Source organism: Enterobacter sp. 4974935 (assembly GCF_058661735.1).
The window spans coordinates 3,215,522-3,235,648 of the sequence record NZ_JBZWGT010000003.1; the positions used below are offsets into that span (position 1 = coordinate 3,215,522).

At 55.6% G+C, this 20,127-nt stretch carries 19 protein-coding genes, 1 tRNA gene and 1 pseudogene; 6 read left to right on the plus strand and 15 right to left on the minus strand.

Translation table 11 applies throughout. The features are described from left to right. Window positions 1-80: 80 nt before the first annotated feature. Window positions 81-950, minus strand: a complete 870-nt coding sequence (locus AC4OVS_RS16710) for a helix-turn-helix transcriptional regulator (RefSeq protein WP_022647328.1) — start codon at window positions 948-950, stop codon at window positions 81-83. 107 nt (window positions 951-1,057) lie between these two features. Here AC4OVS_RS16710 and AC4OVS_RS16715 point away from each other — a divergent pair, with 107 nt between their 5' ends. Further along, on the plus strand, window positions 1,058-2,494 hold the full coding sequence (locus AC4OVS_RS16715; RefSeq protein WP_317578850.1) for an MFS transporter: 1,437 nt from the start codon (window positions 1,058-1,060) through the stop codon (window positions 2,492-2,494). A gap of 67 nt (window positions 2,495-2,561) precedes the next feature. Beyond that, entirely contained in the window at window positions 2,562-3,806 is a 1,245-nt protein-coding gene (locus AC4OVS_RS16720; protein ID WP_023299505.1) for a mechanosensitive ion channel family protein, read from the plus strand. Here AC4OVS_RS16720 and AC4OVS_RS16725 read toward each other — a convergent pair whose 3' ends face one another. The 10 genes from AC4OVS_RS16725 to AC4OVS_RS16770 form a co-directional block, all read right to left on the minus strand. Further along, window positions 3,807-4,778, minus strand: a complete 972-nt coding sequence (locus AC4OVS_RS16725; RefSeq protein ID WP_063841800.1) for a LacI family DNA-binding transcriptional regulator — start codon at window positions 4,776-4,778, stop codon at window positions 3,807-3,809. Window positions 4,779-4,853: 75 nt separating this feature from the next. After that, the gene (locus AC4OVS_RS16730) at window positions 4,854-5,996 is read right to left on the minus strand and encodes a Gfo/Idh/MocA family protein (RefSeq protein WP_063841799.1); all 1,143 of its coding nucleotides are present in this window, start codon (window positions 5,994-5,996) and stop codon (window positions 4,854-4,856) included. Continuing rightward, the gene (locus AC4OVS_RS16735; protein WP_022647323.1) at window positions 5,989-7,014 is read right to left on the minus strand and encodes a sugar phosphate isomerase/epimerase family protein; all 1,026 of its coding nucleotides are present in this window, start codon (window positions 7,012-7,014) and stop codon (window positions 5,989-5,991) included. The genes AC4OVS_RS16730 and AC4OVS_RS16735 overlap by 8 nt, the downstream gene beginning before the upstream one ends. 15 nt (window positions 7,015-7,029) lie before the next feature. Then, the gene (locus tag AC4OVS_RS16740; protein WP_023299501.1) at window positions 7,030-8,265 is read right to left on the minus strand and encodes an MFS transporter; all 1,236 of its coding nucleotides are present in this window, start codon (window positions 8,263-8,265) and stop codon (window positions 7,030-7,032) included. A 316-nt stretch (window positions 8,266-8,581) separates the two neighbouring features. Further along, a complete protein-coding gene (gene pheP / locus AC4OVS_RS16745; protein ID WP_491922579.1) occupies window positions 8,582-9,967 on the minus strand; it encodes a phenylalanine transporter in 1,386 nt (461 codons plus the stop codon). Between the two features lie 102 nt (window positions 9,968-10,069). After that, window positions 10,070-12,043, minus strand: coding sequence for a PhoX family protein (locus tag AC4OVS_RS16750; protein ID WP_491922580.1), 1,974 nt, complete (start codon window positions 12,041-12,043; stop codon window positions 10,070-10,072). Between the two features lie 127 nt (window positions 12,044-12,170). Then, a complete protein-coding gene (locus AC4OVS_RS16755; RefSeq protein WP_491922581.1) occupies window positions 12,171-14,354 on the minus strand; it encodes a TonB-dependent receptor in 2,184 nt (727 codons plus the stop codon). 199 nt (window positions 14,355-14,553) lie between these two features. Then, window positions 14,554-14,829, minus strand: coding sequence for a DUF1471 family periplasmic protein YahO (gene yahO / locus AC4OVS_RS16760; protein WP_022647318.1), 276 nt, complete (start codon window positions 14,827-14,829; stop codon window positions 14,554-14,556). Window positions 14,830-14,978: 149 nt separating this feature from the next. Continuing rightward, window positions 14,979-15,698, minus strand: coding sequence for a lipopolysaccharide core heptose(II) kinase RfaY (locus tag AC4OVS_RS16765; protein ID WP_491922582.1), 720 nt, complete (start codon window positions 15,696-15,698; stop codon window positions 14,979-14,981). A 10-nt stretch (window positions 15,699-15,708) separates the two neighbouring features. Further along, window positions 15,709-16,137: a glycine zipper 2TM domain-containing protein gene (locus AC4OVS_RS16770; RefSeq protein ID WP_045621279.1), complete on the minus strand. Its 429-nt coding sequence runs from the start codon at window positions 16,135-16,137 to the stop codon at window positions 15,709-15,711. 308 nt (window positions 16,138-16,445) lie between these two features. Here AC4OVS_RS16770 and AC4OVS_RS16775 point away from each other — a divergent pair, with 308 nt between their 5' ends. Further along, on the plus strand, window positions 16,446-16,736 hold the full coding sequence (locus tag AC4OVS_RS16775) for a hypothetical protein (RefSeq protein WP_022647314.1): 291 nt from the start codon (window positions 16,446-16,448) through the stop codon (window positions 16,734-16,736). Between the two features lie 380 nt (window positions 16,737-17,116). Here AC4OVS_RS16775 and AC4OVS_RS16780 read toward each other — a convergent pair whose 3' ends face one another. Further along, on the minus strand, window positions 17,117-17,269 hold the full coding sequence (locus AC4OVS_RS16780) for a DUF3927 family protein (RefSeq protein ID WP_032624714.1): 153 nt from the start codon (window positions 17,267-17,269) through the stop codon (window positions 17,117-17,119). A 710-nt stretch (window positions 17,270-17,979) separates the two neighbouring features. Continuing rightward, on the minus strand, window positions 17,980-18,171 hold the full coding sequence (locus tag AC4OVS_RS16785; protein WP_241973734.1) for a hypothetical protein: 192 nt from the start codon (window positions 18,169-18,171) through the stop codon (window positions 17,980-17,982). 43 nt (window positions 18,172-18,214) lie between these two features. On the opposite strand from AC4OVS_RS16785, the gene AC4OVS_RS16790 reads away from it, so the two are divergent. Next, complete coding sequence (locus tag AC4OVS_RS16790) at window positions 18,215-19,039, plus strand: RNase A-like domain-containing protein (RefSeq protein WP_032624715.1); 825 nt, start codon at window positions 18,215-18,217, stop codon at window positions 19,037-19,039. After that, window positions 19,039-19,338, plus strand: coding sequence for a contact-dependent growth inhibition system immunity protein (locus tag AC4OVS_RS16795; RefSeq protein ID WP_032624716.1), 300 nt, complete (start codon window positions 19,039-19,041; stop codon window positions 19,336-19,338). Before AC4OVS_RS16790 ends, AC4OVS_RS16795 begins: the two co-directional genes overlap by 1 nt. 26 nt (window positions 19,339-19,364) lie before the next feature. Here the strand turns inward: AC4OVS_RS16795 and AC4OVS_RS16800 are convergent, their stop codons facing one another. After that, entirely contained in the window at window positions 19,365-19,595 is a 231-nt protein-coding gene (locus AC4OVS_RS16800) for an antiterminator Q family protein (RefSeq protein WP_370967635.1), read from the minus strand. A 12-nt stretch (window positions 19,596-19,607) separates the two neighbouring features. On the opposite strand from AC4OVS_RS16800, the pseudogene AC4OVS_RS16805 reads away from it, so the two are divergent. Beyond that, a pseudogene (locus AC4OVS_RS16805) lies at window positions 19,608-19,934 on the plus strand (site-specific integrase); the annotation flags it as partial. Here the strand turns inward: AC4OVS_RS16805 and AC4OVS_RS16810 are convergent. After that, a tRNA-Arg gene (locus AC4OVS_RS16810) sits at window positions 19,935-20,011 on the minus strand. Between the last annotated feature and the right edge of the window lie 116 nt (window positions 20,012-20,127).

Here is a 20,127-nt window from a genome sequence, read left to right on the forward strand (position 1 = left end):
TAAGTTAAACGCCACCTTATACCTGTCTCATCCGCTTAGCAGAGCCAGCTCTTATTCCCTGAAAGCCCCTCGCAAAAAACTTATTTCCCCTGCGCCTCCAGCCACGCCATCGCCCTCTCCCCCGCCTCGTCCACCGGTAAATAGACCAGCAGCCGCGATCCGTTTCGCGGGGCGGAGTACCAGTACATCTGCTGGAGATGAAAATCCCCCAGCTCGGGATGGGTGAACAGCTTGAGCTGGTTCTCCACGCCGCGCACGTCGTTGCGCTGGTGCCACAGGGTTTTGAACTCCTCAGAAACCGCAAAAAAACGCGCCAGCTTCGCTTCCCAGAGCGGGTCGCCACGGTGCTCAGCCATTGCCGCGCGGAAGTAGGAGACGAAAATCGGCAGCACGTCGTCACGTTTGCCGAGCCGCGCGCGCCACGCCGGATGGGTGAGGAACAGGTAAATACAGTTGCGATCTTCCGGCGGGATAGCGTTGAAATCGACGCCCATCAGGTGTCCGAAGCTGTCGTTCCACGCCACGATATCGAAATTCGGTTTCTGAATACTGGCAGGCTTCGGCATCAGGGTATCCAGCAGGCGACGCGTGCCTTCGCTGATCCCCTCACAGCACACCGCCTGCGGGGCTTCGCCCGGCGGCAAACCGGCAAGCACAAAAAGATGCCGGGCTTCGGTCGGGGTGCATTGCAGCGCTTTTGCAATGGCGGCCATCACCGCGCTGGACGGATTGACGTCCCGGCCCTGTTCCAGCCAGGTGTACCAGGTCACACCGACATCCGCGAGCATCGCTACCTCCTCCCGGCGCAGGCCCGGCGTGCGGCGGCGGCCGCTGCGCGGTAAGCCGAGCCGCTGCGGATCGAGGCTTTCGCGCCGGGCACGCAAAAACGCGCCCAGCTGCTTGCGGGTGTCATCCTGGAGAGAGGTGACAGGTTCAGACATCAGCGCCATAACATCTCCTGCATGGTAGTGCCAGTACCAGTATAAGTAAGAACTGGTACCCGTTTATCAGATGGTTGATGCTACGACTCTACGCTGTTTGACGCAATGGAGTCACCATGAATACGTCAGTTGTTTCACCGGGTCGTGCGGGCCTGATATTGCTGTTAACCGGCCAGATGCTGCCGCTGATTGATACCTCGATCACCAACGTGGCGCTGGATTCCATCACCCATTCGTTACACGCCACCGCCACCGAACTGGAGCTGATCGTCGCCCTCTACGGCGTGGCCTTTGCCGTCTGTCTGGCCCCCGGCAGCAAGCTGGGCGATAACCTTGGCCGCCGTCGCTTGTTTATGTGGGGCGTGGCGAGTTTTGGCCTGGCCTCGCTGCTGTGCGGCATAGCGGGCAATATCGAACAGTTGCTTGCCGCGCGCATTATCCAGGGCGCGGGCGCCGCGCTGATCATGCCGCAAATTCTCGCGACGTTGCACGTGACGTTAAAAGGAACGGCACACGCCAAAGCGATCAGTCTGTTCGGCGGTATCGGCGGTATTGCGTTTATCGTCGGCCAGATGGGTGGCGGCTGGCTGGTGTCGGCGGACATCGCCGGGCTTGGCTGGCGTAACGCCTTCTTTATCAACGTGCCGATTTGTCTGGTGGTGCTGGCGTTGAGCCGTCGCTACGTACCGGAAACCCGCCGCGACACGCCGTCGCGCATTGACTGGACCGGGACTATCCTGCTGACGGCGATACTGTGCTGTCTGCTGTTCCCGATGGCGCTCGGCCCGCAATGGCACTGGTCGTGGCCGCTGAAGGCCGCGCTGCTGGCGATTGTGCCGCTGGTCTATTTGATGGTGTTAAACGCGCGTAAGAAAGAGCGAGAAGATGCCCACCCGCTCATCGCGCCGCGCCTGTTGCAGCTGCGCAGCATCCGTTTTGGCGTGCTGATCGGGATACTCTTTTTCAGCGTCTGGTCCGGGTTTATGTTCTGTATGGCGCTGACCATGCAAAGCGGTCTGGGGATGGCGCCGTGGCAGTCCGGGAACAGCTTTATCGCGCTCGGCGTCACCTATTTTATTTCCGCCTGGTTCGCCCCACGCCTGATTGCCCGCTACAGCACCAGCGCCATCCTGCTGACCGGGCTTGCGATTCAGCTTGTCGGCCTGGTGGCGCTGATCGCCACGTTCCGTCACTGGGGAATGCAGAATACCGCGCTGACGTTGGCCCCGGCCACCGGGCTGGTGGGTTACGGGCAGGCGCTGATTGTAAACAGCTTCTACCGTATCGGGATGCGCGATATTCAGCCTGACGACGCGGGGTCCGCGAGCGCGATTTTAAGCACGCTGCAACAGGCTGCGCTGGGGCTTGGCCCGGCCATTTTCGGCGCGATTTTGCTGCACGGGCTGCAAAATCATCACGGAGATTACACCCAGGCAGTCAACGTCTTCCTGATGGTGGAAACGGCCATGATGGGGGTGCTGGCGCTGGCCACGCTGCGTATGCGCCATCGTCTGTGTTTGCCGGTCGTCAAGGCCTGTCCGGCGACAAAATAAAACTGCCTGAATTTGCATAATAGATCCGCAGCCGCCATTATGGGGCTGCATCAATACAGGAGACGTTATGCAGGAATTAATTGCTCAGGTTGAAGAGTTAGGAATTGAAATTAATCACACCACCTCTTTAGTGATTATCTTTGGTATTATTTTTCTTACAGCCATTATCGTTCATTTTATTCTGCACAAAGTGGTGCTGCGCGCCTTCGAAAAACGCGCGCAGGCCAGCAGCCATTTATGGTTGCAGATCATTACGCAGAACAAGTTATTTCACCGTCTGGCGTTTACCCTCCAGGGGATAATCGTCAACGTTCAGGCGGTTCTGTGGCTGCAAAAAGGCAGCGAAGCGGCGGAAATGCTCACCACCTGCGCAAAATTGTGGGTGATGGTCTATGCCCTGCTCTCCTTCTTCTCGCTGCTGGATGTGATTTTTAATCTGTCGCAGAAAATGGCCACCGCATCACAGCTGCCGCTGAAGGGGATATTCCAGGGCATCAAGCTGGTGAGCGCCATTCTGGTGGGAATATTAATTATCTCCCTTCTGATCGGTCAGTCACCCGCCATTCTGATAAGCGGCCTGGGTGCGATGGCTGCCGTTCTGATGCTGGTCTTTAAAGACCCGATACTGGGCTTAGTGGCCGGTATTCAGCTCTCCGCCAACGACATGCTGAAGCTCGGGGACTGGCTGGAGATGCCGAAATACGGGGCCAACGGCACGGTGACCGACATCGGCCTGACCACCGTTAAAGTGCGCAACTTCGATAACACCATCACCACCATCCCGACCTGGGCGCTGGTGTCCGACGCGTTCATCAACTGGAGCGGCATGTCAGCCTCCGGTGGTCGCCGCATCAAGCGTAGCCTGAATATCGATACCACCAGCATTCATTTCCTCGATGAGCAGGAGCAGCAGAAACTGATTCAGGCGAAACTACTGAAGCCGTATCTGGCCGCGCGTCATGAGGAAATTAACCTGTGGAATCAGCAGAACGGCGAAGGGGAATCGGTATTAAACCTGCGCAAGATGACCAATATCGGCACCTTCCGTGCCTATCTGAATGAATATCTGCGTAACCACCCGCGTATTCGTAAAGATATGACGCTGATGGTGCGCCAGCTCGCGCCCGATGCCAACGGGCTGCCGATTGAAATATATGCCTTTACCAACACGGTGATTTGGGCAGAATACGAAGATATTCAGGCCGACATCTTCGATCATATTTTCGCGGTGGTGGATGAATTTGGCCTGCGTATTCACCAGTCGCCAACCGGAAACGATATTCGCTCGCTGGCTGGCTTCATCGCCAGATAATCAGGTGCTGGCGCGGGAAATAAAGCGCCAGTCCATCATGACCCTTTCCGTGGGCGCATCCGGGTTGTCGATCTTATTTAACAGCAGATTGACCGCCTTGCGCCCGATATCCCGCGACGGTTGTTCAATGGTGGTGAGAGAAATCATCTCCGCCAGCTCGGTGCCGTCAAAACCCACCACCGCGATATCTTCTGGCACCCGCAGCCCTGCCTGCTGAATGGCGCGCAGCGCCCCCGCCGCCAGCGTATCAGAAACGGCAAACACCGCATCCGGCGGGTTTGCCTTTAACAGATTTTGCATCGCCGCCATGCCCGCACTGGAGCTGAGCTCACTGGCGTACTCCACCGCCTGATAGTCCAGATCCCGCAGGTGTATGACGCTCTTATAGCCGCGTTCGCGCAAACGGGCATATTTGTAGCTGAGGTCGTGGTTGATGAGCGCAATGCGTTTGCGGCCCTTGTCGGCAAGCTGGCTGACAACGTGCTGGGAGGCATCAACATCGTTAATCCCCACGCAGGAGACCGCGCCCGCATCGGCGTATTCGGCGCACTGCACCCACGGCGCGTTGCCAATCAGCGCGGCCAGCTCCGGCAGCTTCGAGAACGCATCCATAGTGATAATGCCATCGACGATTTTGCCGGAGAGCAGGCTTAAGCCCGAGCGGGAGCGCTCAATATCCGAGCCGGAGTTGCACAGCAGGATGCGGTAGCCGTTCTTTTCCGCCTCGGCTTCGATGCCCTTCACCACTTCGGCACAGAACGGGTTGGCGATGTTCGAGACCATCACCAGGATCATATAGCTGCGGGCGGTGCGCAGCTGACGCGCCAGCAGATTGGGCTGGTAGTTACTCTCCTGGATCGCCTGCAAAACGCGCTCGCGGTTTTTTGCCTTCACGGTATCGCTGTTATTCAGTACGCGAGAGACCGTTGCCACGGATACCCCGGCCAGTTGAGCGATTTTCTGAATTGACATAGCGACGATACATCCTGCGGTTAGCGTTTTGTGCAGGCTACCATAAATTGGTTGCCCGGCGAACCGGGCAATGCGTCAGTATTCCACACGCACCCAGCGCTGCTGCTGATGGCTTTTCACAATCGCATCAAGGATATACATCACACTGGCGCCATCGTGGAAGGTGGCAAACTGCGGCTTATCCGGCATCGCTCCCGCCTGCACGGCACGGTAAAACTGCGCCATCATATTTTTAAAAGCATCCGGCCAGCCTTCAATGTGTCCGCCGGGGAAATGGGCGCTGTCGGCCACATCACGGTTCATCAAACCCGGATCGTCGCTGAGCGTCTGGTTTGCCCGGGCGCGATGGCCGATCCACAGCTGCTGCGGGGTTTCCTGATCCCACGCCACCGACTGCTCGCTGCCGTTAATTTCAAAGGTCAGGCGGTTTTTTCGCCCCGCGCTCACCTGCGAGACGCTAAAGCTGCCCTTGCTGCCGTCGTCAAAACGCAACAGCACCGAGCCGAAGTCTTCGGTGGTGACCAGTTTATCTTCATAGTGAGCATGTTCGTCGTGCGTAAACGTCTGATTCCCTGCCACATTAGCCTTGCGCGTCGGCCAGACGATGGATAAATCAGCCATCACCCCAGTAATGCGCCTGCCGGTGACATACTGCACCGTATCGCACCAGTGGGAGCCGATATCCGCCACCGCCCGCGATGCGCCGCCGAGCGCGGCATCCACCCGCCAGTTGTAGTCTGTTTCCAGCAGCATCCAGTCCTGCAAATAGCTGCCGTGCGAGGCAAACAGCCGCCCGAGGGTGCCCGCGCGCATCATGCTCGCCGCCTGGCGCACCATCGCAAACTGACGATAGACAAAGCTCACGCCATGCACCACGCCAGCCTGCTCTGCCAGCGCCACCAGCTCGCGCGCCTCGTCCGGCGTCATGCACAGCGGCTTTTCGGAAAACACGTGCTTGCCCGCGCGCAGGATCTGGCGGTTAATCTCCGCGTGCAGGTGGTTCGGCGTGCAGTTGTGCACCGCATGCAGATTGGAGTGCGCGAGCAGTTCTTCCACGCTGGCGTAAGCATGCGGCACATTTAGCTGGCGCGCCTTTTCCTGCGCCTTAACGAGCGAACCGTCGCAGAGCGCGACCACCTGCACAAACCCGAGACGCCTGAGCGCCTCGATGTGTGCCGGGCCAATAAACCCGCTGCCGATAATCCCGACGTTAATCATGGCTGCCCCCTGCGGCGAAATCATCAAACGCCCGTCCGGAAACGGGAATAATGTGGCGGCGGATAAATTCGCTGCCTTCACTCGCGCCGGTATCGCCATCCTTCAGGCAGCACTCCCACTCCAACACCGCCCAGCCGTCGTAGTCGTACTGGGTCAGCTTGCTGAAGATGCCCTTAAAGTCGATCTGCCCGTCACCCAGCGAGCGAAAACGTCCGGCGCGGTTGATCCACGGCTGGTAGCCGCCGTAGACGCCGCTGCGCCCGCTGGGGCGGAACTCCGCGTCCTTGACATGGAACGCTTTAATGCGCGCATGGTAGAGATCAATAAAGGTCAGGTAATCCATTTGCTGAAGCAGCATGTGGCTCGGGTCGTAGAGTATGTTGCAGCGCGGATGGTTATCCACCAGCGCCAGAAAACGCTCGAAGGTTACGCCGTCGTGCAGATCTTCCCCCGGATGCAGCTCAAAGCAGACGTCCACGCCCTGCTCGTCGAAGGTATCCAGTATCGGCCGCCAGCGGGTTGCCAGCGCCTCGAACGCCTCCTGAAAACGCTGCTCGTTGTGCGGCGGCCACGGATAGAAAAAAGGCCAGGCCAGCGAGCCGGAGAAGGTGGCGTGCGCTTTCAGCCCTAATCGGGCCGAGGCGACCGCCGCCTGCTTCAGTTTTTCCGTCGCCCACGCCTGACGCGCCGCATCGTTACCGCGCACGGATGCGGGTGCGAAGTGGTCAAACGCCTCGCTGTAAACCGGGTTCACCGCCACAAGCTGCCCTTCCAGATGGGTCGACAGCTCGCTGATGACCAGCCCGTGCGCGGCCAGCTTTGCGGTGATGTCGTCGCAGTAGGCCTGACTCTCTGCGGCTTTCTCCACATCAAAGATATGCGGATGGTTGCAGGGGATCTGCACCGCTTTGTAACCCTTCGACGCCGCCCATTCTGCCAGCCCGTCGAGCGTGTTGAAGGGCGCTTCCCCGCCAATAAACTGCGACAGAAAAATGCCCGGTCCTTTCATTGTCCTCATACCACCTCCAGAACATTACGCCTTGTCATCGTCATACTTAAACGTGAGAAGGAAAATCAGCGCGATCGCCGCGGCAGCCACCGCCGGGATCCACCAGAATGTAACCCACGCCTGCGGCACGGTCTGCCCTGCCACCAGGCGGTTGTAAAGCGCCCCTGAAATCTGCGAGCCGAGCAGCATGCCGATGCCGTAGGTGAACATCACGATCATGCTCTGCGCCTGGCCTTTGACCTTTTCTCCCGCCACGCGGTCGGTGTAGATAAAGCCGACGACAAAGAAGAAATCGTAGCAGACGCCGTGCAGCAGAATGCCCAGATACAGCAGAATGCGCCCCTCCTCGCTGACGCCCAGCGCGAACATGGCATAACGTACGAACCACGCCAGCATGCCGATCAGCAGCATATATTTCACGCCCAGGCGGCGGAACAGCAGCGGAATAACCAGCATGAAGACGATCTCAGACATCTGCCCGAAGGACATGGCGGTGCTGACGTCGGCAATGCCGGCATCCGCCAGATACGAGGCGGTGTAGGCGTAATAGGTGCCGAGCGGGACGGAGATCAGCATTGCGCAGACGGAGAAGACGAAGAAGTGGCGGGTTTTGAGCAGCGCGAAGGCGTCCGCGCAGAAGAGATCGCGCACCTTCACAGGCAGGCCTTTCGCCGGTGCTGGTGTGTGCGGCAGCGTCAGGCTATAGAGCGCCAGCAGCACGGAGCTGACCGCCGCTACCTGGAAGATGGTCACGCTGGACGCCACGCCGGTGACGCCGATAAAAATGCCCGCCACGATCCAGCCGATGGTGCCAAACACACGCACCACCGGGAAAGTTTTATCCACGTTTGCCAGGCTGTGGAACGCGATGTTGTTGGTGAGCGCCAGCGTTGGCATGTAGCAGAGCGTGTAGCCAAACAGAAGGCCAATCAGCAGCGCGCCGTTCTCAGCAATCAGCGCCCCCGGCACGAACCAGAGGATCGCCGCGCCCGCGAGGTGCATCACCGCCATCACCTTCTGTGAAGCGAAGAAGCGGTCCACCAGCATCCCGAGCACGAACGGCGAAAGAATGGAGGCGATGGGCCCGGCTGAGAACGCATCGCCAATCAGCAGAGACATGTTGTGCCGGGTCATCACCAGGCCAAGCGTGACCGACCAGCTACCCCAGATAAAAAATTGCAGAAACATCATCAGCGACAGACGCGGCACCAGCAGCCGGTGCTGCGTTATCGCCTTTTCACTACTCTCAGTTGACACCATGATAAGCCTCACCCGGAAAAAGTAATCGATTACAAATTAGTTCAAATGAAAAGTAATCGATTACAAAACAAAGATCCTGTGGATCGAAACAGAATTGGGAGAGGGGTCACGATAATGGTGTAGCGGAGGTGCCGGGTGGCGGCTTCGCCTTACCCGGCCTACTAAATAACGTCCCCGAACATGTAGGCCCGGTAAGCGCAGCGCCACCGGGCGTGAAGGCAGGCAGTGTGGTGCGGTCTGGTGCCCTCACCCCGGCCCTCTCCCACAGGGAGAGGGGGCAAACACTAAAAACGGCAACCTGGTTGCCGTTTTGCTTTTACCTTCGAGAGAGTTTAAAGGCAACAAACAGGAACAACACCCACACCGGCAGCAGCATCGCTGACAGGCGCATCTCATCCATGGTGCACATCAGCACCAGAATCAGGCCGAGGAAGGCGATGCAAATGTAGTTCCCCGCCGGATAGAGCAGCGCCTTGAACTGCGTCTCGCGCCCCTTGCGGCGCATCGCGGCGCGAAAGCGCAGGTGCGCCAGGCAGATCATGATCCAGTTCAGCAGCAGCGTGGCGACAACCAGCGCCATCAGCAGGCCAAACGCCTCTTTCGGCAGCAGATAGTTGATCAGCACCACCAGCGAGGTGATAGCGCCGGAAAGGAACAGCGAATTGATCGGCACGCCGCGACGGCTGACGCGGGTAAGGAACTTCGGCGCGTTGCCCTGTACGGAGAGGCCAAACAGCATGCGGCTGTTGGAGTAAACCCCGCTGTTGTACACCGACAAAGACGCCACCAGAATGACGAAGTTCAGCGCGGAAGCCACCACGTTGCTGTTCAGGTCATGGAAGATCATCACGAACGGGCTGCTGTCAGATTTTACTTCCACCCACGGATAGAGCGCCAGCAGCACCACCAGCGAGCCGATATAGAACAGCAGGATACGGTACACCACCTGGTTGACCGCTTTCGGAATGCTTTTGTGCGGATCGCGCGCTTCGGCAGCGGTGATGCCAATCAGCTCCAGACCGCCAAAGGAGAACATAATGACCGCCAGCGAGAGGATCAGCCCTTTCCAGCCGGTCGCCAGGAAGCCGCCGTGCTGCCACAGGTTGTCGATCGATGCACGCTCGCCGCCGTGGCCGGAGAACAGCAGCCACAGGCCAAAGCCGATCATGCCGATAATCGCCAGCACCTTGATCAGCGCAAACCAGAACTCGGTCTCACCATACAGGCGCACGTTCACAAGGTTAACGGCGTTAATGATGATGAAGAAGGCCGCCGCCCAGATCCACGTTGGCACGTCCGGGAGCCAGTACTGCATATAGATGCCTGCGGCGGTCAGCTCTGCCATCCCCACCAGCACAAACATCACCCAGTAGTTCCAGCCGGAGAGGAAGCCTGCGAACGGACCCCAGTATTTATAGGCAAAATGCGCGAAGGAGCCGGACACCGGCTCTTCAACAACCATCTCGCCGAGCTGGCGCATGATCAGGAAGGCGATAATTCCTGCGAGAGCGTAACCCAGCAGAACCGCCGGGCCAGCCATTTGAATGGCGGGGCCGATGCCGAGAAACAGCCCGGTACCGATCGCGCCGCCAAGGGCAATTAACTGAATATGTCGATTTTGCAAACCACGTTGCAGCGTCGGACTCTGATCCGACGAAGCTTCAGCGCTACCATGGCCTGAAGCGGATGACGCGTCTTTCACGCCCTACCCCTGTCTCTTTTTTAGAAGGGGCACGTTTTAACACTTCATGCTGGTGGTAGCAAGCTTAACGCCGGGCCAGCGCATGCGCCCGGCGGATAAACGTCACGACCCGATGATCCCGCCGTCTGCTTTGACTATCACCACCGTTGACGATCGCGGACGCCCGTTCGGGCTCGCGTCTGGCCAGCTGGAAACAGCGCGAGGGTTGGCCGGGTCGGTAATATCATCCCCGCCCTCCCCCGGATGCTGAATGTTGATAAACAGCGTCCGGTTGTCTGGCGTAAATGCAATGCCGGTGATTTCGCACCCGCGCGGCCCGGTCAGGAATCGGCGATACTCGTTGGTGCCTGGAATGGTAGCCACCATCTGGTTATTGCCCATCCCCTCGTACGCTTTCTTATTGATGGTGCTGGAGGAGACATCGGTCTGGATCCACAGGACGCCCTGATGGTCAAACGACAGGCCGTCCGGGCTGCCAAATTCCGCGCCCTGCATCGAGCCTTTGGCCTTCGGATCGTCGCCGTCGGTGCGCCCGGCCATGACCAGAATATCCCACTTAAAGCGTGCGGCGGCAGGATCGGCCCCCTCTTCGAGCCAGTGCATAATATGCCCGTACACGTTGTTGGCGCGCGGGTTAGCAGCATCGACCGGTGCCTTGCCCTCTTTCCCGCGATCGCTGTTGTTGGTGAGCGTACAGTAGACGCTGCCGCTGGCGTGCGGATCGACGGCTATCCACTCGGGGCGATCCATCTTCGTTGCCCCCACCACGTCGGCCGCCAGACGGGTTTTAATCAGCAGATCGCCCTGGCTTGCAAAACCGTTGCTTTTATCCAGGCCATTTTGCCCGAAGACAAGCGGCAGCCAGTCGCCGCTGCCGTTTTCGTTGAACCTGGCGACGTACAGCGTGCCGGACGTCAGCAGCTGCATATTGGCTTCGCGGTTCGCGGGATCGTATTTTTTATCCGAAACAAATTTATAGATGTACTCAAACTTTTGGTCGTCACCCATATAAACCACCACGCGATTATCGGCGGCGAGCGTGACGGCTGCCCCCTCATGCTTGAAGCGGCCCAGCGCGGTGTGCTTGCGCGGGGTGGAGGTCGGGTTGTAGGGATCGATTTCCACGACCCAGCCGAAACGGTTGGGTTCGTTAGGGGTTTTATCGACGCTGAACCGCTCATCCACCTCGTTCCAGCGGTATGATTCATCGCTGTCGCTAATGCCGTAGCGTTTTTCCAGCGGGTTGAGATCGGCTTTTTTCACAAATATGTCCGACCAGTTCTCCTCGCAGGTGAGATAGGTCCCCCACGGCGTGTGGCCGTTGGCGCAGTTCTGCATGGTGCCCAGAACGCGTTCCCCCTGCGGATCGGCGGCGGTTTTCATTAAGTCCTGATGCCGCGCCGGGCCGGTAAGCTGCATCGGCGTATTGACGGTAATACGGCGGGCGAACGAAGACGGACGCACCACCTCCCAGCCGCTGCCCGTTTTTTTCACTTCCACCACCGACACGCCCATCGCGTTCTGCCCCTTGCGGGCTTTGTCGAGGCTCCAGTTCGCCGTACCGTCCGTAAACAGCATTCCGTTGTCGATGTATTCATGGTTCAGCGCCAGCAGGCCATGCTCCGGGCTTTGCGCCCCCTGCGGCAGGCTAAACCACGCCATGCCGTCGTGGTGCATGCCCGCCTGCACGGCCTGCTCGTCTGTGGTATTGCTGGCATCCGGTTTAAACGCCGGCATGTTGTTTTTGATGCCTGTCGGATCGCCCCAGCGATAGAACGGGCGGGCAATATAACCTTCCGGCACCCTGACCGTATCTTCCGTGGAGACGTCGATGCTGGTAAAGCCCAGGGAAACCGCTTTTGCCAGCGCGGACGGTTTTGAGACCGCGGCAATCGCATTCTCGGGTGTGATCAGATACGGGAATGATACGGCGGCCCCCGCTACGGCCCCCATCTGGAGAAAACGGCGGCGGGAGAGGAACACCTCTGCCACCTCGGAGAATACCGGGTTAGCGCTGCGGTTACTGATATCGTCGCGATGTTCTTTTTTAAATACGGATTTGAGGGGTCTGCCCATAGCGGCTTCCTGTCATTGGCCAAGAGGTAAGGATGTGGCGACCAGTGTAAGAAGCTTTTATTACAATTTTATAACACAACAACGAAGGGATTGGGGCGTCCCTGCCCCGGATAACGAGGTGGAACGCTTAGAACTCGTAGCCAACCGAGACCTTAAAGGTACGCGGCTCGCCCTGAGTGATGTAAGTACCGGAATCATCCACGCTTGACCAGTAGTTCTCGTTGGTCACGTTGTCGATGCCTGCGCGCACGGTCATCTGGTTTTCATTGTGGTTCACCGCGAAGCGATAGCGCATACCCAGATCCAGCGTGGTGTAGCTGTCCAGCTTTTTGGTGTTCGCCAGGTCAGCATACTGCGTGCCGGAGTGGTTAACGCGCGCGGTCGCCGTCAGGCCCTCAATCGGCTTGATATCGTATTCTGCCCCCAGCACGGCGTAGAAGCTCGGAATACCGATCGCGTCGTTCCCCTGGCTCACGCCGTTTTTAGTTTTGGTCAGCTCGGCCTGAAGCCAGGTGGCGCTGGCGTTCAGACGCATCCCGAGCGTTGGCTCGCCGAAAACGTTCAGCTCCACGCCGCGGTTACGCTGTTCAGCGTCCAGGCCGTAGTGGCCGCTGTCGTCGAGGATAGCCGACGGCATTTTGATCTCAAACAGTGCCAGGGAGCCGCCCACGCGGCCAAAGTCCGCCTTTACACCCACTTCGTTCTGCTTAGAGTGCACGATACCGGTGCTCTGGCCGTAGTTGTTTGCTGAGCGAGGCGCGGTTTCACCGGGCTGTAACGCCTCGGTGTGGTTGGCGTAGAGGGAAATTTCCTCCCACGGCTTATAGACCACGCCGTAGGTTGGCATCCAGCGGCTACCGTCAAAACCGTCCGCGTCGTTTTCCGCACCGGTAATTTTGTTGTACCCGCGAATCACCACTTTCTGATGGCGTGCGCCTGCGGTAAACAGCAGTTTGTCGTCCAGCACGCCCAGGGTATCGCTCAACAGCCAGCCCTGCGTGCGGGTGCGCCCGCTGGTCAGCGGATCGCTGTATTTGCCGCCTGAGCCGCTGAAGTTGCTGCTGTCCGGCATAGCAACGCCAGTGTTGTGGTAGATGTTGGTGGTCGGGTTATCCGCCGCGGCAGACATTTTCCACGCGATTTTTTCGTTTTTGGTCATCGCCGAATACCCGACATTCACCTTGTGCGAGACGAAGCCGGTCATGAAGTTACCGCGAATGCCCGCCATGCCGCTGACGGAATCGCTGATGCGGTTGGTATCAAGGCGGCTGACCGTCGCATTACCGCTTTTATCCATCAGCTTCGGCGCGCTGTAGATCCCCTCTTCGTGCGCGTGCTGTGCGCCGAGGCCGGTATAGGCCGTCCAGCTATCGGTAATGTCGTACTCGCTGCGCCACATGCCGAATTCGTTTTCGATATCGCTGTAGGCCCACTTCTGCGAGAAGTTGCGATCGTTCTTCGGTGGTTCAGGCACGAAGTCCACCGCCGAGATGTTGACGCTGGTCGGGCTGCCGTGGAAGGTTTTTTTCTGATAGCCCAGGTCCAGCGAGGTGCGGAAACGGTCACCTTTGTAATCCAGACCGGTGGAGAGCAGCGTGGTGCGGCGGCGGTCGTTCGGCACGCCGGTTTCGCCTTCACGATGCACAAGGTTCACCCGCGCGCCGAACTGGTCGTTATCGCCAAAGCGACGCCCCGCATCCAGCGTGGTGCCAATCTGGGAATCCGAGGTGTAGTCGACGCCCACTTTCGCCTGCGGGATGTCGCCCGCGTGTTTTGGCTCAAGGTTGATCATCCCGCCCACGCCCGAGCTGGCCGCGCCGTTCATCAGGGAGTTGGCCCCTTTGAAGATCTCGATGCGGTCAACCATCTGGGCATCCACCACCTGACGCGGCAGTACGCCAGACAATCCGCCAAAGGTCATATCGTCGCCGTCAAACTTCAGGCCGCGGATACGGAAGGTTTCCGCGCTGTTGCCGTACCCCTGAACGAACTGCACGCCCGCGTCGTTAGCGACCACGTCAGCAATGGTTTTCGCCTGCTGATCTTCCACCAGCTTCGAGGTGTAGCTAATGATGTTGAACGGCACGTCCATGGCGTTCTGCTGCCCGAGCATCCCCATACGTCCGCCGTTAGCCACCTGGCCGTCGAGGAAGGCCGGAAGCAGCTGGTCACCGCCGGGTTTGAAATCACTCCCCGCCGTGGACTGGACCACGATGGTGTCCTCTTTTTTCTCTTCCGCCGCAAAGGCGGAGTGTGTAACCGCGCCGATGGCAATCGCCAGCAGCGTTTTGTGCATTGTGGTGTTGTTCATAATGAGCTCTTAACGTGCGCGCAAAAATGGCCCGTTGTCGGGCCTTAGTATTTATCAAATGAAATGCAAATGAGAACTATACGCATTATATATACGTAATCAAGCGTCAACGAGGAGCACTGCGCGAGAAGAGGCTAAAAACGATGTGGGGGAGAAGTACGGAGCACAACCACCCCAGACAGGGGTGGTTGCTAAAGCGTTATTTTTTCTTGTAAATATCGGCGGTGCCGTGAATTTTGTTGTTTGTATTACCGGAAGTCAGCACCAGCACATCAGCACCTTCTTTATCGGCCTTTTCGACCAGCTCTTTTTTCGCATCGTCGACAGAGACTTCGTTAGCCGTGCTCACGGTACCGATTTTTTCGTACTGAGACTCAACTTTTTCGAATTCGTTTTTTGTCATCATTTCAGCCGCAAAGGCGTTGGTGGTAAACAGAAACGCGGTGCCCAACAAAATAGCAGTCGTTTTTTTCATAAACTTTTTCCTTAAGATTAATGAGCAACTACGAAAAGCCCCCACGCGAAACGGTGAGGTGTAATGAGCATGGTAGAGGATTGGCGAAAATGCCATATACCAGGGAAAATTCTTTTATAACAGGCTGTTGTCCTGCATGAATAAAGGGTTTAAGCGGTATTTGAACGCGCCAGATACTTCCTCTGGACGATTTTATGGTGTCGTCTGATTTTTTTTGCGATCAGGCGTTTTTCCCAACGCCGGTGGGATTCAATGGGAATACCAATGCGCAGGCTGGCCGTCACGTTGTCTTCAACAATCCTTTTCGCGCTACAACGCTTCCCGGACAGATCGATGATCCTTATTCCTTTTTCACTCAGGATGAAGTTCCCGCCGTGCGCATCGCCGGAAATGATTTTCAGATTGTGCATTTTCTGCATACTGTGTCGGATTTCACGCTTTATGTCCGGCGTGATCGCGGGAAGAACGCGTAACTCCGGACCGGGGACATACTCAAACAACATGAGCGAGATTTTTGCGAATCTGAAAATCCGGCGTTCAGCCAGGAGATAAAAATCATTCGGGAAGGTATGACCTTGCCTGCCAGCATAGTCGATCCGCTCAATCAAATTTTCGTTGGGGTTGGGCGTAAAAAACGATTTGAAAAATTTTTCTATCCTTTTTTTCCTGGGGGAGTAAATCTTTAATACAAACTGTCCGTAGGGGGTAATCAGTAAAGAGACGTGGGTATGCGGAAGGCTTTTAAATACCATCTTAACGCTGAGTCGTTTTACATTACAGGACAATATATCGTCCAGTATTTCCAGGTATCGTGTATCGTTATTTTTATAAAAGACGTGAAAACCACGGTATTTCATTTTTGTAATCATAATAATGTGCTTAGTATGATTTTTCCACGGTGGTATTAGAACCCGTTGTGATGATACGAACTTTGTCGCCAGGGTTAAATGTCAAACCATTATTGTGCTGCACCACCTGAATAGTCTGCCCGGATTGAGTCTTGATAAGTAACTTCACTTCCTGTGCTGCCAATTCGTAAGACTGCCGGTTATGAGAAGCCGCCGCCCCGGCTGTTGCACCGGCCACCGTCATGGCGGTTTTCCCTTTGCCGTTACCGAACTGGTGACCCACTACGCCACCAATCGTGCCCGCGGTTAAGGTACGCAGCGGATGATACCCTTCTCGGGTATGCGTAATAATTTGGCTCTGCAGAACCGTGCCATCCTCCACCAGCGATCGGATGCCAGCGTAACTCGCCGGACTGGTGATAGCCAGAAAGCTCAACGCGATGAGTAAATATTTTTTCATTTTAAGCCTTTCTTATACATTGAAGGTGATACTATTCTGCCCGGCGAAAAATCCTCTCCTTTAGCTAAATATGCTTTACCAGGCAAATAATTTATTTTTACACAAAACGACCATAAATTTAAAAATAAACAATTTAAAACTGGAAAGGTATATTGACTTCAATTATCAATAACGTGTTTTCCAGATACATTGTCAGAGTATTTGATTCAGACGAAGCAATATCCATTGCACAATTCTCAATAATTACCAATCATCGTTATTAAAATAATGGTCCCTGTCCATACAGGGAAAACATCAGGAGTTATATTATGAAAAAAGTCATTCTCGCTCTGGCTTTCACTGCGGCATCATTTTCTGCATTTGCAAATCATCCGGTAGCCCGTGCCACTGCCGTCGCCTCCGCCGATCATCCTGTTGCCGTTGCGGCGGCCACCGGTGAAGGTAACCATCCTGTCGCCCGCACCACGGCGGTGGTATCTGCCGATCACCCTGTCGCCGTCGCAGCCGCAACAGACGGTAGTTATCATCCCGTCGCCCGTGCAACTGTGGTCGCTAACGCTGACCATCCGGTCGCCGCCGCGGCCGTTACAGGGCACTAATGGCGCTCTCCCCCGGCAAGGAAGCTGGGGGTATCGGCCCAACCTGGGCATCCACTCTTCGTGTAACCCGGTCTTTTTCATTACCGCCAGAATACTCAGGGTGATGATGGTCGCCAGTAGCCCACCAAACAACGAGGAGCACCAGCCATGTTTGTCGCAGAGCCCTGACCACAGTGCCGCCAGGAAGGCCGTGAAGCTCCCCCAGTACAGATAGGAGTTGGACTTCACCCAGGTAACAGACAAAGAAAACCATCCCCATACGTCGGGGGCTTTTTCAAACATGGGAATCTCCTGATATTAATAAAAGAAGGAATTATTCCGTCGGGTGACGGGGATCAACGTGCTTAATAATGCGCCCCGCAGGACGCATGATAAGGGCGCTATTCTTTCTGGCGGATAAGCGGCAGTGCGACGGCAATAAAGCAGACCACCAGCACATCATCAGCCAGGAACGACATCATCCGCCCGGTAAAATCTACCGCCATGACCAGGAAAAGCGGGGCGGCAGCCAGCGCAAGACGTGCATTTTTCACAGGTACTGATCCAGAGAGAGCTGAAGAGCCTGCGCTCAGGAATTTGAGGAAAAAAGCCCCATGCATGTAAGGCTCTGTAAATTCTTTGCCACATCTAAGGATGTGGCTGCGCTCATGCTCTTAAGTTGATATCGATTCATCGCTACCTAGAACCGGTGCACATTAAGCAGATATAAAAAAGCTCCGGTAAAAAACCGAAGCTTTATGTTTAACAGCTGTCATTTAGCTCCGGACACTAATAACACCGATTATTAGAAAAGAAATGAATCCTAAAGCTAACTGATACCGTGACATTACTTCTGCATCCTGCACGATACAAACAATATGAATAAAATTCTTTTTTGCAAAAACCCAAATTAACGAGTCATTTTCTTTAAATGCAAAATACTCTTTCTAACCGACTGAGAAACACAATATTGAAAAAGCAAGCCATATGGCACGTAAACGGAAAAAATCGCCGACCTGGCGGTGCATCATCCGATGACTACGATTGCCTTCATGAAGCAATGGAGTCCAGAAATTACTTTCGCGAAATTCAGGACGGAGCCGGAAATTGGTTTAATCTTCCATCCGCTGAGTACGTAGCCGAAAAAAACGCATCAGCCCGCGCAGTTCGAGACGAAGTTGTAGCCATCGCCGGGACGATAAAGGATAACCCTCGGGTGCTGGTCTCTTAGGCTGCAGATCGCTCATGGCATTTAATCAAGAAGTTAGCTTTGGTCGCCGTCACCGGTTATCCCATTCCCGCTACGTCCATCATCAACTCTGACGCCAGGGGCGCTATCAAGGCGTTCCATTGCAATAAACGCGGCGGCCACATAGCGACCGAGATTTTCGTTATATTCCTCTCCCCGCTGCCCCTGAGCCACAATAAGCTGGCCCAGTCTTTTTGCGTAACGCACTAACATTTTTTATGATTGGCGGAAAGATAATCGGAGTATCAATATGAGCGATGGATTACAGGTCGTAATGTCGCCGGTACAACTGGCCGCCGTAATGTCTGATAAAACAGTAACTGAAGCAGAGACACTGCAGAATCGGTTGCTGGGCGGACTCGGTGTAGCAATGAGTACCGTTGAACTGGCCGGTGCGACAATTTTGTGCGCAGCGCCAGACCCAACGACGCTGACTAAAGCGGCCTGCATTGTTGTTGGTGCGCATGGACTCGACAGCCTCAATGCTGCTATTGACCAGACTCTGACGGGTCGAGATACACGGACAGCAGCGTATCAGTTAGCTACTGATACAGCTCGCCGTCTTGGAGCTGATGAAAAGACTGCGCTTAATATTGGCCTGACTGTCGATATTGCTGTTCCCGTAGCCTTTGGCCTTGCTTTGGGGGCTGTACGTATTGCCTCTGTTCGTGTTGGTCGGATTAAACTGATGGAACATGAATCAGCGACCGGATATAAACCTGGGGGACATACACTATCTCGCCATGTGGGGCTAAGTGAAGCGGAGCTGCGAACCCGTCTGGCTAACCGACCAACGTTATCCGGTAGCAGCACTTTCTATAATCGGCGCGTAGCAGAGGAGGCAATTTCCCAGGCGTTGAGGTTCAATTCGTCTTATATCACCAATTGGGCCAAAACAACGAGACCGGGAGCGAAACTGAATATCGACTTTTTTGCAGGAAAAGAGGTCGGTTTTGGAATTGAGTCTGCCACTGGCTCTGTGATCAAGTCTCATAAAATGCGTGTCGTACTTGAGCTTCAAATGTACAACGATAAACCATATTACGTTCTGACCGCCTTCCCGATACTGAGATAATGATGATTTATAGATACCTGGATCACCTTATAGCGACCTACTTCAATCAGGATTATGACCTCTTCGGAGAAACCATTGAGGAGGTGATGGATGAATACCTTAAATGCGAGGGGCCTGAGTATGCCCGAGGCGTAGTCACAGATTGCATAAATTTCATCAATACAAGCAAAGACTTAGAAATGGAGTTTCTTGAACTGTATAAGTTCGACTTTCACCCTGAGTTATGGGGGATCACAGCTAAGCAGTTTTTAACCATGATCTCCGCACAGGCCACCCGTTACCTTGAAGAGGAAAGATAAGGGCCTTTTCCGGCCCTTGAAGGTGTTCAATAATCCATCTCCAGCCGAATATCCAGCATCGCCGGGCAGCCATCAATAAAAGCTTCCGCCATCTGAAATTTAATGCGAATCATTCCCTCTGACAGACGTAACTTTCGCCCAAGCACACGCTTAGAGATATTTTTGACATAATGGTCAAAAAGAAGACCGTACTCATCCGGCCTTTTCTGTTTCAGGCGCGCCATGCTTGAATCGATAATTAACGCGTCATTCTCGATACAACTCGCAGAACTCCATCAGTGAGGAAAATGCGGGTTGATGACCAGAGCGCATGGAATGCAGCATGTCGTCGTGCAGGTATCGAAGATTTCCGATTCCACGACCTGAGACATACATGGGCGAGCTGGTTAATTCAGTCTGGCGTCCCGTTATCTGTTCTTCAGGAAATGGGCGGCGGGGAAAGTATCGAAATGGTTCGTCGATATGCTCACCTGGCACCGAAACACTAAAGCGAACACGCACGGAAAATTGATGCCATTTTTGGCAATCATGACACAAATACGACGCATGGAGAAAATCAGGCCAGTTTGAGACTAGCGTATGTGCATGATATTTAATGGCACGCCCTGTAGGATTCGAACCTACGACCTACGGCTTAGAAGGCCGTTGCTCTATCCAACTGAGCTAAGGGCGCACGGAGAAGAGTGTACTTCGCGGTGGTGAAACGCCTGGAATTATACGGTCAATGCGTAGTGAGTCAATGCCTTTTCCACCTTCTCTGCCGTTAATGACTAGCTGATTGTAAATACG

Excerpts from the sequence above, each read along its gene's own strand:
- AC4OVS_RS16790 (WP_032624715.1), top strand. The coding sequence starts at position 18,215 with ATGAGCGATGGATTACAGGTCGTAATGTCGCCGGTACAACTGGCCGCC.
- AC4OVS_RS16720 (WP_023299505.1), top strand. The coding sequence starts at position 2,562 with ATGCAGGAATTAATTGCTCAGGTTGAAGAGTTAGGAATTGAAATTAAT.
- AC4OVS_RS16730 (WP_063841799.1), bottom strand. The coding sequence starts at position 5,996 with ATGATTAACGTCGGGATTATCGGCAGCGGGTTTATTGGCCCGGCACAC.
- AC4OVS_RS16735 (WP_022647323.1), bottom strand. The coding sequence starts at position 7,014 with ATGAGGACAATGAAAGGACCGGGCATTTTTCTGTCGCAGTTTATTGGC.
- AC4OVS_RS16750 (WP_491922580.1), bottom strand. The coding sequence starts at position 12,043 with ATGGGCAGACCCCTCAAATCCGTATTTAAAAAAGAACATCGCGACGAT.
- AC4OVS_RS16795 (WP_032624716.1), top strand. The coding sequence starts at position 19,039 with ATGATGATTTATAGATACCTGGATCACCTTATAGCGACCTACTTCAAT.
- AC4OVS_RS16710 (WP_022647328.1), bottom strand. The coding sequence starts at position 950 with ATGGCGCTGATGTCTGAACCTGTCACCTCTCTCCAGGATGACACCCGC.
- AC4OVS_RS16715 (WP_317578850.1), top strand. The coding sequence starts at position 1,058 with ATGAATACGTCAGTTGTTTCACCGGGTCGTGCGGGCCTGATATTGCTG.
- yahO (WP_022647318.1), bottom strand. The coding sequence starts at position 14,829 with ATGAAAAAAACGACTGCTATTTTGTTGGGCACCGCGTTTCTGTTTACC.
- AC4OVS_RS16775 (WP_022647314.1), top strand. The coding sequence starts at position 16,446 with ATGAAAAAAGTCATTCTCGCTCTGGCTTTCACTGCGGCATCATTTTCT.
- AC4OVS_RS16765 (WP_491922582.1), bottom strand. The coding sequence starts at position 15,698 with ATGATTACAAAAATGAAATACCGTGGTTTTCACGTCTTTTATAAAAAT.
- AC4OVS_RS16725 (WP_063841800.1), bottom strand. The coding sequence starts at position 4,778 with ATGTCAATTCAGAAAATCGCTCAACTGGCCGGGGTATCCGTGGCAACG.
- AC4OVS_RS16770 (WP_045621279.1), bottom strand. The coding sequence starts at position 16,137 with ATGAAAAAATATTTACTCATCGCGTTGAGCTTTCTGGCTATCACCAGT.
- AC4OVS_RS16755 (WP_491922581.1), bottom strand. The coding sequence starts at position 14,354 with ATGAACAACACCACAATGCACAAAACGCTGCTGGCGATTGCCATCGGC.
- AC4OVS_RS16740 (WP_023299501.1), bottom strand. The coding sequence starts at position 8,265 with ATGGTGTCAACTGAGAGTAGTGAAAAGGCGATAACGCAGCACCGGCTG.